Source organism: Actinosynnema sp. NPDC037264 (assembly GCF_055603705.1).
Genome location: NZ_JBVJVK010000016.1, coordinates 120791 through 133578 on the forward strand (window position 1 = coordinate 120791; position 12788 = coordinate 133578).

The following is a 12788-nucleotide window of genomic DNA, read 5'->3' on the forward strand; positions in this document are numbered from 1 at the left end:
CGACGGAGAGGTGGCGAACGTGGTCGTCGACGACGTCCCGCGCGGCCGGTGAGACGTTGTCCGGTCGGCAGGCGTCGTGCGCCGGATCGCAGCCGGCCCGGGGCTGCGCGCGCGCTCAGCCGGCCCGCCGCAGTCGCACCCGGGCGAAGAGCAGCGCGGTCGCGGCGGCCACCCCGGCGAGCGCGGCCACCGCGGCGTGCCACGGCTTGCCGTCGCCGTGGAACATGCCGTTCGCGACGACGACCACGTGGATCGCGCCGAACACGAGCGTGAGGGTCAGCAGTGCCGTGGCCGCACCGGCGCCGCGCCCGCGTCCCCGCGGCGTGCCGACCGGCACGCCCGCCAGCCCGACGGCCAGCACGGCGACGGACACCGCCAGGTAGCCGTACCAACCGAACCGGCCGAGTTCGACGAACATCTCGTTGCCGTGCCGCGCCCCGCGCACGTCCGGCCGGACGAGCAGCCCGGTCACCGGCGTCCCCAACGCTCCCAGCACGAGCAGCACCGGCACCATGGCAGCACGCTACCCACCCGCCGATCCCCAGGCGCGAACCCGCACTGTGCACGTTCCCAGTCAACTGAGCCCCGTGATGGCTTGAGCTACACATCGATCTGCGCTTTCATTTTGTGCACGTACACAGCCCACCGCCGCCGCGCCGCACCTCGATCAAAGGAGATCGGATGTCCGGACCCACCCGGGCGGCCAAGGCCGTCCTCGCCCTGGCGACCGCCGTGCTCCCGCTGGCCGCGCTCACCCCGGCGGTCTCCGCGGCCGGTTCGCTGAGCATGCTCGGAGCCGACGTCTCGACCGCGCAACGCGCCCTCGACCTCGGCGCGAAGTACTACGACGCGTCCGGCACGGCGCGGGATCCGCTCGACATCCTCAAGGGCGCGGGCGTCAACTACGTCCGCCTGCGCGTCTGGAACAACCCGCGCAGCGGCTACAACAACAAGGCGAAGGTCCTCGCCTACGCCAAGACCGTGAAGGCCAAGGGGCTCAAGCTGCTGGTCGACTTCCACTACTCCGACACGTGGGCCGATCCCGGCAAGCAGTACAAGCCGGCCGCCTGGTCGAGCCACGGCATCGGCCAGCTGCAGACCGACGTCTACAACTACACCCACGACGTCTGCACCAGCCTCAAGGCCCAGGGCACCACGCCGGACAGCGTGCAGATCGGCAACGAGATCAACGTCGGCATGCTCTGGAACGACGGCAAGGTCGTCAACAACGACTTCACCAACCTCAGCCTGCTGCTGAAGGCCGGCTACAACGCCACCAAGGCGTGCAACAGCGGCACCAAGGTCATGGTCCACACGGCCAACGCCGACAGCCTGGCCCACGCCCGCTGGTTCTACGACGGCATCAGGTCCAAGGGCGTGGCGTGGGACATCACCGCGTTGTCGTACTACTGCATGTGGCACGGCACGCTGGCCAACCTCTACAACGTCATCACCGACGTGCGCTCCCGCTACGGCAAGGACGTCGTGCTCGCCGAGACGGCCTACCCGTTCACCACCGGGAACGCCGACAGCACCGGCAACTCCATCACCTCCGGCTGCACGGACTACCCGCTGACGTGGGCGGGCCAGGCGAAGAACTTCGCCCACGTCCAGAACACCGCGCGCAACGCGGGCGCCATCGGCGTCTTCTACTGGGAGCCGACCTGGTACGCGGTGCCCGGCAACGGCTGGGACCCCGCCGACATCGAGCACAGCGGCAACGGCTGGGACAACATGGCGACCTTCGACTGGAGCGGCCGCATCAACCCCGAGGTCCGCTGGACCCCGTGACCCGACGGCGCCGGGCGACCGTCACGCCTCAGGTCCCCCGGCGCCCTCGGCCAACTCCTCGAGACCGGACCGGTCGAGCACGTCGAGCCGCTGCTCGTCCGGCGTGCCGGAGCGCTTGACCAGGCCCTTGCGCTCCAAGTGGCCCAGGGTCTTGCGGAGCTTCTCGGTCACCAACGAGCCCTTGCCCTTGGCCGCGAACTCGGTCTTCTGCTCGACGGCCAGCATCGGCGCGACCTCCCTCTTCCACGCGGTCAGCAGCGCGGCGCGCGGCACCGACGCCTCGTCGCCCGCCACGTCCAGGATGATCCCGGCCAGCACGCGCCCGAAGTCGTCCTGCCGCGTCGAGTGCCGCCGCACCAGCTCCTCCACCGACGTGCGCCCCTCGCCGTCGGAGGTGTCGGGCACGTCGAGCGTGGCCAGCCGCGCCCACAACGCCAGGTCGGCCTCGGTCGGCTCGGTCCCGCCGGCGAGCACGGCGGTCCGGTGGGCGTCGACCGCGGAACCCAGGGCGAGCACGAGGTCGGTCAGCTCGTCCCGGACGTCGTCGCCCCGCAGCCGCCGGGCCGCCGCCGCGATGAGCCGGTGGTGCTCGCGCACCAACGTCTCGAAGTGGGCGGTCTTCGTGGCGCGGTTGGCGTCCTCGGCCGCGTCGCGCTGGTACTCGGCCTGGCTGATCTCACCGTCGAGCGCACGTGCCCGTGCGGCGGCGCGATCGGCCGCGCGGTGCGCGCGCGTCGCCGCGATCCGGTCCAGCATCGCCCGCAGCACCCGGTCGGTCTGCTCGACGTAGGCGTCGGAGGCCAGCAGCCGCCAGGTCTCCTCGTCACGGCTGCGCAGCGCGTTGTTGACGAAGCGGTCGGCGGCGTGGTCGTCGTCCGACCCGTAGGGCAAGGTCACGTGTTCCGGTCCTCGATAGTGGGGGGTGAGGTCCCCCGACCGGGGGACAAGTGAGCCGGCTCGGGCGGCCCGTCGCGGGGTGGTGCGCGCGGCACGACGAGCAGGTACGGCCCGGCGGGGATCCGCCCAGCATAGGCGGCGAGCGGCTCGCTCGCGACACGGCGTGCCCTCCGCGGTGTGGGAGGCTGCGCGGACAAGGTGGAGCCGGGACCGCCCGGCGAGGTGCGGCCGGGACTGCCCGGCGTGGTGATTCGGAGATGCTGCTCGTGGTCGAGATCGTGCCCGGTGTGTCGCGGACGTTCAACGAGTTCCTGTTGCTGCCCAACCGGACCACCGCGGAGTGCACGCCCGCGAAGGTCGACCTCGGCACGCCGCTCGTGCGGCACGCCGTCGGGGAGTCGTCGCCGATCCGGCTGTCGGCGCCGTTCACGTCGGCGATCATGCAGGCGGTCAGCTCGCCGCGGTTGGCGGTGGCCCTGGCCCGGTCCGGTGGCCTGAGCTTCCTGCACCACAACCAGTCCGTGGAGCACCAGGCGGACGCGGTGCGGTTCGTGAAGAACTTCAAGGCGGGGTTCGTGGTCAGCGACACGACGGTCCGCCCGACCGACCCGCTGCGGCACCTCGTCGGCTTGATGAAGACCACCGGCCACAACACCGCCGCCGTCACCGAGGACGGCACGCCGCACGGCCGGTTCGTCGGCCTGGTCACGTCCCGCGACTTCCACTCCGACCGGCACGACCTGGACCTCCCGGTCGCCGACCGGATGCGCGCCGCCGACACCCTGACCTGCGGCAAGGAGGGCATCACCCTGTCGGAGGCCAACACGCTGCTGTGGGAGGACCGCCTCGACTGCCTGCCGGTCGTCGACGGCGCCGGGCACCTCCAGCACCTCGTGTTCCGCTCGGACTACGCCGACCACAAGCAGTTCCCCGGCGCGGTGGTGGACGCGGCCAAGCGGTTCCGGGTCGGCGCGGGCGTGAACACGCACGACTACCGCGACCGCGTGCCCGCGCTGGTCGCCGCCGGCGCGGACGTGCTGTGCCTGGACTCGTCCGACGGCTACAGCGACTGGCAGGCCGAGGCGCTGCGGTGGGTCAAGCGCGAGTTCCCGCAGGTGCCGATCGGCGGTGGCAACGTCGTGGACGGCGAGGCGTTCCGGTTCCTGGCCGACGCGGGCGCGGACTTCGTGAAGGTCGGCATCGGCGGCGGCTCGATCTGCATCACCCGCGACCAGAAGGGCATCGGCCGCGGCCAGGCCAGCGCGGTCATGGACGTCGCCGAGGCCCGTGACGCCTACGCGCGGCGCACCGGCGAGTACGTGCCGATCTGCTCCGACGGCGGCCTGCTGCACGACTACCACATGGCCCTGGCCCTGGCGATGGGCGCGGACTTCGTGATGATGGGCCGCTACTTCGCGCGGTTCGACCAGTCGCCGGGCAAGAAGGTGCGCATCGGCGGCTCGGTCTTCAAGGAGTACTGGGGCGAGGGCTCCAGCCGGGCCCGCAACTGGCAGCGCTACGACCAGGGCGAGGACAAGCTGCACTTCGAGGAGGGCGTGGACGGCTACGTGCCGTACGTCGGCGACCTCGGCGACGCGCTCGCCCTGACCGTGGCCAAGATCAAGGCCACGATGGCGTCCTGCGGCGCGGCGACCATCCCGGTCTTCCAGTCCACCGCGCGGGTGACCCTGGTGTCGGAGCAGAGCTACCAGGAGAACGCCGCCGCGGTCGCCGTGCGCGACAGCGCCGACACCACGCTGGACTGAGTCGGTGGTGGCGGCGCGGGCGGCGCCGCCACCACCGGTGTCAGATGTGCGGCAGCTCGACCTGGACGGTGCGGCCGTTCAACGGCTGCACGGGGCGCGCGTTGCCCTCGTAGAACAGGCTCTGGAAGCGGGAGACGGTCGCCTGGGTGACCGTCTTCTCCCCCATCAGGAACCACTGCACGCCCTCGGTGAACGGCGCGGTGGTGAGCGAGCCGGTGTAGCGGGCCGTGGCGCGGTTCACCGGCAGCAGGGTGTTCAGGTCGATGTCGGCGAGGTGCACCTCGTCGCCGCACTCGGGCGCGAGGCGCGACAGCACCTTGTCCACAGTGGACGGCGCGCCGACGCGCAGCGGCACGCCGATCACCAGCAGGGCGCCCGCCGCGCTGCGGTGCACCAGGTGCATCTCCAGCGGGTCGGCGTGCCCGGCGAAGCGGTGCTCCGACGGGGTGTGGAAGTGGAACTGCACGAGGTCGTACCGGACGCCGGAGAGCGTGACGTGGCCGGCGCCGGGCTCGACCTCGAACTCCTCGGTCTCCTCGTGGTCGCGCACGGCGCAGCCGTCGGCCGCCGCCGCGTCCTTGCGGACGTAGTGCAGGTCGCCGGCGGCGTGGTGCCCGTAGGAGATCAGCAGCGGGGGCAGGTGCGGGTCCAAGCGGATCGACGACGGCGTGAGGTCGATCGGGCTCTGCGACGGCACCTGCGACTGGGCCGGTGCGACGCCGGCGGTCAACAACGCGCTGAGGACGACCGGTACGGCGACGGCGACGATGCCTTTTCTTGCCACGTGGCGCAGCCCTTCGGGGACAGGGACCGGGCGGGGGTCGACCCGCTCGGCGGGACCGCACCATCATTGACCCGTTCGAGTGATAATCAATAGGTCAACAAATCACCCGAAAACGCCGGAAACGACATAACAACCTGTGCCATTCGTCACAGAGCGCCATTTCGGACAATTTTCCGCGGTCACCGGAACAGCCGAAATCGCCCAATTCGAAGAAATCGTTCGAGGTGCCGCCCGCCCGTGGCCGGTCCGGCCCCGACGGCGCGGGCCGCCCGGTCCGGGAACCGGAAAGTTCCGCGTCCTCCGGCGAACCCGGTCCAGCGCGGCGCCGAGCGCGGTTGACTTCCGGGAGGACGCGAGGAGGGGCATGGCGGAGCGATTCGGGCCGTACCGGGTGGGCGAGCTGCTCGGCCGCGGCGGCATGGGGGTGGTGCACCGCGCTTTCGACACCGCCCACCGCCGCACGGTCGCGCTGAAGCGGCTGCTGACCCGTGACGAGGAGTACGAGGCGCGGTTCCGCCGTGAGTCGCGGATCGCCGCCGCGCTCACCCACCCGCACGTGGTGCCGGTGCACGCCTACGGCGAGATCGACGGGACGCTGTACCTGGACATGATGCTCGTCGACGGCGTCGACCTGCACCGGCTGCTGGCCGACGGCACGGCCCCGGACGACCTGCTCGTCCTGCTGGGCCAGGTCGCCGAGGCGCTCGACGCCGCGCACGCGGCCGGGCTGGTGCACCGCGACGTCAAACCGTCCAACATCATGGTCGACCGGGCGGGCCACGCGTACCTGGCCGACTTCGGCATCGCCCGCCCGGTGTCCGCGGCGGCGACCGCGATCACCCGCACCGGCCACTTCATCGGCTCGCTGGACTACCTCGCGCCCGAGCGCCTCGGCGGTGAGGCCGACGGCCGTGCCGACGTGTACTCGCTGGCGTGCGTGCTCTACGAGGGCCTGACCGGGCGGGTGCCGTTCGGCCGCGCGGAACCGGCCGCGAAGCTGGCCGCGCACCTGCTGGAACCGCCGCCCGCGCCGTCACGGCTGGACCCGCGCATCGGTCCCGCCCTGGACGCGGTGCTGGCCCGCGGCCTGGCCAAGGACCCCGGCCACCGCTACCCCACGGCGACGGCGTTGATCACCGCGGCCGTCGACGCCTTACGCGCCAACGGCACCGCGACGGTCGCCGCGGACACCGCCGACCAGGAGCGGTTCGTCGAGGCGATCATCCGGTCGGCCGCCGGCACGGCCGTGGTCGCCGGCGGCGAGGGCTGCCCGTACCCCGGGTTGCGGGGGTTCGCCACCGAGGAGGCGGGCTGGTTCCACGGTCGCGGGCACGTGGTCACCGACCTGCTGGTGCGCCTGGCCGACCAGCTCGTCCGGCCGGAGCCGACGGTGCTGGTGGGCGCGTCGGGCTCGGGCAAGTCGTCGCTGGTGCGGGCAGGGCTGTTACCCGCGGCGGCGGACTGGCCGGCGGTGGTCCTCACCCCCGGCCCGGACCCGGTCGGCGCGCTGGCCGCCGCGGTCGCCGCGCGGACCGGGCAGGACACCGCCGCGCTCGTCCGGCAGATCCGCGCGGGCAGGCTCGATCCGGCCGCCCGCGTGCTGGTCGTGGTCGACCAGTTCGAGGAGCTGTTCACCCACGACGTCGACGAGTCCGACCGCGCGGCCTTCGCCGCCGCCCTGGCCGATCCGGGCCTGGGCCTGGTGGTGCTGGCCGTGCGCGCCGACTTCGTCGAGCATTGCATCGGCCTGCCGCCGCTGCGCCGCGCGCTGGCCCGGTCGGTGATCCTGGGACCGCTCGGCGTCGACGAGCTCAGCGAGGCGATCACCGCGCCCGCCGCGGCGGTGGGCACGGCGGTCGAGCCGGGCCTGCCCGCCAGGCTGATCGCCGACCTCGGCGGGCCCGACTACGACCCGGGCGCGCTGCCCCGCCTCGCGCACGCGCTGCGCGAGACCTGGCACCACCGGCAGGGCGACACGCTCACGTTGGCGGCGTACCTGGCCACCGGCGGGATCGACGGCGCGGTCGCGCGCACCGCCGAGCAGGTCCACGCCAAGCTGTCCGGGGCCGACCGCGCGGTCCTGCGCGCCACCGTGCTGGGCATGGTGAGCGTGCACGACGGCGGCGCGGTCACCCGGCGCCGTGCGGTGGCGCCGCCGGGACCGGTGCTCGACGAGCTGGTCGCCGCCCGGCTCGTCACCGTCGACCGGGACGGCGCCCAGCTCAGCCACGAGGCACTGCTGTCGGCCTGGCCGCGGCTGCGGGCGTGGGTCGACGAGGACCGCGACGCCCTGCTGGCCCGTCGCCGCCTCGCCGACGCCGCGCAGCGGTGGGCCGACGCGGGCCGCGACCCCGGCGACCTGCCTCGTGGACCGCGCCTGGCCGCGACCTTGAGCCTGGCCGACGGGCGCACCGACCTGACCCTCGTCGAACGGGACTACGTCGACGCGGGCCGACGGGCGCTCAACCGCTCCCGGGCCGGGCGGGTGGCGGTGACCGCCGGGGCGTTGGCGGTGGTCGTGGTCGTCGCGATCGCCGCCACCGTGGCCGTGCTGGCGCGCGGCGAGTCGGCCCAGCGGCTGTCCCGGCAGCTGGCCACCGAGTCGCTGACCACCGAGGACCCGGTCGCGGGGGTGCGCGACGCGCTGCGCGCCTGGCACGCGGACACCACCCCGGAGGCGCGGTCGGCGCTGCTGTCGGCGGTGAGCCGCGTGCCTCCCGTGGCCCTCGGCCAAGGGGACCACCCCGCGTTCGCCGGCGCGCTCACGATCGACGTCGACCCCACGGGCCGCCGCGTCGCCGTGGGCGGGCACGACGGCGAGATGCTGGTGTGGGACGTCGCCGAACGGCGCGCGCTCCTGGCGGCCGAACGCGGTTCGGGCCATGGCGTCACGGCGGTCCGGTTCTCGCCCGACGGCGCCCGGCTCGCCGTCTCGAACCGGGGCACCAGGGTCTGGCACATCGCGACCGCCTCGGTGGAACGGACCGTCGACGGGGGCAACACCGCCGCGTGGAGCCCGGACGGCACGCTCGCGGTCGCGGTGTCGGGCGGCGTCGAGCTGTGGCGCGACGGCGTCCGCGTGCGGGCGTTCGCGCCCGGTGAGTGGATCTCAGCCCTGCGGTTCCGCCCCGACGGGCGCAGGCTCGCCATCGGGCGGTCCGACGGCGCCGTCGAGCTGTGGGAGCCGGCGGGCGAGCGGGTCGGCCTGCGCACCGAGCACCGCGACGAGCTGCCCGGCTCGGAGAACCTCGTCCACCTCGCCTACGCCGCGTCGTACCTGGTGTCCTCGCGCGTGGACGAGGCGATCCGGCTCTGGGACCCGGACACCGCCGAACCGCTGCGCGAACTCGGCCGTGCCCGCAGCCAGGTGGCCGTCCTCGACGGGGGCGAGCGGGTGCTCACCAGCAACGGCGCCGACCTGTTCGCCCTCTCCCCCGCCACCGGGGAGGTCATGGCCGAGTACGCGGGCAACCCGCACACCGTCCACGCGCTGGCCTCGGCGGGCGGCACCGTCGCGGCGAACACGTCGTCGGGCGACACGGTGGTCGTGTGGCGGCCGAACCCGGCCCGCTCCGACCGGCTGCTCGGCCCCGCCGCGGGCCTGGGCGTCGATCCGGCCGACGGCACGGTGTGGGTCGCCGGCGCGCGCGGCGTCGTGCACGCCGGGGACGGCCGGTCGGTCGCCGGGGAGGACGTGCGGATCGGGCCACGGGGGCACCACGCCGTGCTCGCGGACGAGCAGATCACCGTGACCGCGCCCGACGGCGCGCGGCGGACGGTGCCGCTGCCGCGCGACGCCGACGTCCGGAGGTTCGCGGTGTCGGCGGACCTGATCGCGGTCTGCCTGAAGACCGCCACCGGCTACGAGATGGGTGTGTGGGAGCTGGACACCTTCGCCGAGCGCAAGCGGTTCGAACTCCCCTACCAGGTGCGCGACCTCGTCTTCTCGCCCGACGGTGCGTGGTTGGCCGGTGAGGTGCTCGGCGACGTGAGCGTGTGGTCGCGGGTGTGGGACACCGCGTCGTTCACCCAGCAGGAAGGGCGCGTCGAGGACCGGCTCGACGTCGCCATCGGCTTCCACGACGGCTCGCTGGTCGTCGCGGCGGGCGGCGTCGCCAAGTTCGTCGACCCGAGCACCGCGCACGTGCGGCGGGAGTTCCCGGTGGGCGCCGAGATCACCGCCCTGGCGTTCGCCCCCGACGGCGCGACCCTGGCCACGGTCTCCGCCGACCGGCCCGACGTGCGCCTGTGGGACGTCGCCGCCGGCGAACCGCTGGCCTCGATCCAGGGCCACCGCTCGCCACCGACGCGCCTGGCCTTCACCGCCGACGGGGTGGTCAGCGCCGGTGACGAAGTGCTGCGGATCCCGACGGACCCGGCCGAGGCGGTGTCCCGGCTGTGCGCGGTCCTCGCCGAACACCCCGATCCCGACCCCGACGACACCGGGTGTGCCTGAGCCGACACTTTCGAAACCCCGGACCGCTAGTGCTATCAGCCGTGCCAGCGCATCTACCTGCGGACACGCGTCTCTATAGGTGAGTCCGAGGCTTGACTCCGGCGATCATCCGGCCTTGACTGTCCGAAATAGCTTAGTCCAGGTATCGCAACTTTCGGTCGCTACGTCCCGTAGCCCGGTCCGACCCCTTGGAGGAAGTGATGTCCAGAACTGCCGCCACCGATGCCGGCAGGCCGGTGGCACGTGGCGTGGGGGGACGCGTCGCCGCGCTGGCCGGCGCGGTCGGGTTGCTCGGCGCGTTGGCCGTCGTGCTGCCGAACGCGGCCAGCGCCGCCGACTGCTCCAGCGGCTACGTCGCCCTGACCTACGACGACGGCCCCAAGGCCGGTACCACCACCCAGCTGCTCAACGCGCTGCGGTCGGCCGGGCTGCGGGCCACGTTCTTCAACCAGGGCAACAACGTCCAGGCGAACCCGGCCCTCACCCGCAGCCAGCGCGACGCCGGCATGTGGGTGGAGAACCACAGCTGGTCGCACCCGCACATGACGCAGCTCAGCCAGGCCCAGATGACCTCGGAGATCTCCCAGACCCAGCAGGCCATCCAGTCCGCCACCGGCGTCGCGCCCAAGCTGTTCCGCCCGCCCTACGGCGAGACCAACAGCACCCTCAAGGCCGTCGAAGCGCAGTTCGGCCTGACCGAGGTGCTGTGGAACGTGGACTCGCGGGACTGGAACAACGCCAGCACCGCCCAGATCGTGCAGGCCGCGTCCACGCTGCAGAACGGCGGCGTGATCCTGATGCACGACGGCTACCAGACCACCATCAACGCCGTCCCGCAGATCGCCGCGAACCTGGCGAGCCGCAACCTGTGCGCGGGCATGATCTCGCCGTCGACCGGTCGGGCCGTCGCACCCTCGGACACCCCGCCGACCAGCACCACGACCACCACCACGACGACAACCACCACTTCGACCACGACGACGACCACCACCAGCACCACCACACCGCCGACCGGGGCGTGCACCGCCTCGTACCGCACGGTCAACTCGTGGCAGGGCGGCTTCCAGGCCGACGTCACGGTGACGGCGGGCTCCGCGATCACCGGCTGGACCGTGCGGTGGACGTTGGCCTCCGGCCAGACGATCACCCAGGTCTGGGGCGGCGTGTCCGTCGGCTCCGGCAGCCAGGCCGCGATCCGCAACGCCGCGTGGAACGGGTCGCTGGGCGCCAACGCCTCGACCACGTTCGGGTTCATCGCCACCGGCGCCCCGTCGGCCACGACCCTGAGCTGCACCAGTCCCTGACCCGGTGACGCACGCCGGTGCGCCCCGCACACCCGCCGCGGTGCGCACCGGCGACGTCAGCTCGTCAGGTGCCGCACCGCCCTGGGCAGGACGCCGTGCAGGTCGTCCAGCGTCCCCGGCGGGTAGTCCGCCCGGACCGTGTAGACGCACGACAGCAGGTGCCCGTGCGAGAAGAACGCCGCGCACAGCCAGTACGTCTTGGTGTCGTCCGTGGTCGTGGCGCAGTACCCGAGGAACGGGTCGACCCCCTCTGGGGCATCCACGACGACGTCCTCGAGCACGGTGAACTGCTGCGGGTCCGGCTCGATCGTCCAGGTGGTGCACTGCCTGGTTGCCTCGACGACCTGCCGCAGGACCTCGGCGCCGGTGGCCTCGGCATACCCGGTCACGACCTGGCGCAGCACGATGTCGTCGTTGATCCACTCGCGGTACAGCGTGGGCATGTAGCCCCGTTCGGCGGCGACCTCCACCTCGCACGGCTTCGGCTGCCACTGGAAGGCGTACTCCTCCGCCGACGGGCCGGTGAAGCCGTAGTCCGCCATCCCGTCCTCGGGAATGGCCGCCTGCTCGACCATCGTGGGCAACCGGTCGGTCAACGACGGCACACCGGACGTCGGCACCGCGGTGGCGTTCGTCCGCTCCGCGACCGCCGAACCCGACACCGGAGTGCTGCACGCACCTAACAAGCACACGCCGACGAGTAATCCCCCCAAGGACCTCATACCCACGTGATCGCCCTCGTGGCCGGCGGTGTTTCAAGCGCAGGCGACAAAGCGCGGCGGCCGGAGCCTCAATGCGGGAACGCGCGCTGTGCCCGTCGCGTGAGGTCTTCGCGGTGGTCCTCGATCGCCAGCCCGATGTCGATCATGGTCTCGGTGTCCCGGATCCGGTCCAGGTAGCCGACCGACGCGGCGAGGGCGGGCAGGTCGACCGCGAAGTACACGCCCATCAACGGGTTGACGAACAGCTCGCTGCCCGCGGTGCGCGAGGTGACCGGCACGTTGCCGAACTCGCCGCGCAACGCCGCCGCGATCTGCCCGTTCACGATGCTCGGCCGCAGCGGGGTGGCGGCTTGGGCGTGCGCGACGGCGTCCAGGTAAGCCCGTGCCTCGGCGGAGGCGGAGGGGATGGACAGCGCGCCCAGGTAGCCGCCGGCCCGGTCCAACGCGGCCAGGTTCTCCAGCACGTGCGCGTGGCACACGCCGTGGAAGGAGTCGACGCCGAAACCCAGGCACACCACCAGTCGCTCCACGCCGTCGAGCGCGTCGACCGCGGCGAGGCTCGCCACGTCCTCCTCGGGCGTGCCGAGCCCGGACTCGTCGCCGCGCATCAGGATGTCCGTGCCGCCGTCGACCAGGACGACCGCGTCCACGCCCAGCCGGTCGACCAACGTCCGGTAGGCCGCGGTCAACGGCAGCACCCCGGTGCGCGGGAACGCGTGCACGGTGGAAGGCAGCGCGCGGGCGGCCAGCCACCGGGCCAAGGTGCGCTCGGGGAAGTAGTCGTCGCTGCCCGCGCTGTCCGGCCCGACCGCCGCCACGTCGGGCGCGATCCAGTCGTCGAGGTCGAGCCGGTCCAGCGGGCTGAACGAGAGGTTCGCCAGGTGCACCCGCTTGCCCGACGCGCGCAACGCGAACGCCAGCGGCAAACCCGCGTACACGTCGAACCCGCCGCCCGCGCCCGCGACCAGCACGCTCGACACGGACTTCAACCGGTGAACAACGGGGGCTCGGACAACGTGAACACCCCGTGATCATAGGGAGGGCGGCCCCGCGACCGAGCGCCTCGGC

General features: G+C 72.9%; 9 protein-coding genes. 4 read left to right on the top strand and 5 right to left on the bottom strand.

Translation table 11 applies throughout. The annotated features are described in order from the left end of the window. Nucleotides 1-115: 115 nt before the first annotated feature. On the bottom strand, nt 116-514 hold the full coding sequence (locus ACZ7GX_RS19975; RefSeq protein WP_498778538.1) for a hypothetical protein: 399 nt from the start codon (nt 512-514) through the stop codon (nt 116-118). A gap of 167 nt (nt 515-681) precedes the next feature. Here ACZ7GX_RS19975 and ACZ7GX_RS19980 point away from each other — a divergent pair, with 167 nt between their 5' ends. Further along, on the top strand, nt 682-1791 hold the full coding sequence (locus tag ACZ7GX_RS19980; RefSeq protein WP_498778539.1) for a glycoside hydrolase family 53 protein: 1110 nt from the start codon (nt 682-684) through the stop codon (nt 1789-1791). A 21-nt stretch (nt 1792-1812) separates the two neighbouring features. Here the strand turns inward: ACZ7GX_RS19980 and ACZ7GX_RS19985 are convergent, their stop codons facing one another. After that, nucleotides 1813-2688, bottom strand: coding sequence for a hypothetical protein (locus ACZ7GX_RS19985; protein WP_498778540.1), 876 nt, complete (start codon nt 2686-2688; stop codon nt 1813-1815). Nucleotides 2689-2945: 257 nt separating this feature from the next. Between ACZ7GX_RS19985 and ACZ7GX_RS19990 the strand changes: the two genes are divergently transcribed. Next, nucleotides 2946-4454, top strand: a complete 1509-nt coding sequence (locus ACZ7GX_RS19990) for an IMP dehydrogenase (protein WP_498778541.1) — start codon at nt 2946-2948, stop codon at nt 4452-4454. Between the two features lie 40 nt (nt 4455-4494). Here ACZ7GX_RS19990 and ACZ7GX_RS19995 read toward each other — a convergent pair whose 3' ends face one another. Further along, nucleotides 4495-5238 carry a carbonic anhydrase family protein gene (locus tag ACZ7GX_RS19995; RefSeq protein ID WP_498778542.1) on the bottom strand — a complete coding sequence of 248 codons (744 nt, stop codon included), beginning with the start codon at nt 5236-5238 and terminating at the stop codon, nt 4495-4497. A gap of 364 nt (nt 5239-5602) precedes the next feature. On the opposite strand from ACZ7GX_RS19995, the gene ACZ7GX_RS20000 reads away from it, so the two are divergent. Further along, nucleotides 5603-9694, top strand: a complete 4092-nt coding sequence (locus ACZ7GX_RS20000) for a WD40 repeat domain-containing serine/threonine protein kinase (protein ID WP_498778543.1) — start codon at nt 5603-5605, stop codon at nt 9692-9694. A gap of 200 nt (nt 9695-9894) precedes the next feature. After that, the gene (locus ACZ7GX_RS20005) at nt 9895-10998 is read left to right on the top strand and encodes a polysaccharide deacetylase family protein (RefSeq protein WP_498778544.1); all 1104 of its coding nucleotides are present in this window, start codon (nt 9895-9897) and stop codon (nt 10996-10998) included. Between the two features lie 56 nt (nt 10999-11054). Here ACZ7GX_RS20005 and ACZ7GX_RS20010 read toward each other — a convergent pair whose 3' ends face one another. Further along, nucleotides 11055-11660: a hypothetical protein gene (locus ACZ7GX_RS20010; RefSeq protein WP_498778545.1), complete on the bottom strand. Its 606-nt coding sequence runs from the start codon at nt 11658-11660 to the stop codon at nt 11055-11057. 128 nt (nt 11661-11788) lie between these two features. Next, a complete protein-coding gene (locus ACZ7GX_RS20015; RefSeq protein ID WP_498778546.1) occupies nt 11789-12700 on the bottom strand; it encodes a DUF1152 domain-containing protein in 912 nt (303 codons plus the stop codon). Between the last annotated feature and the right edge of the window lie 88 nt (nt 12701-12788).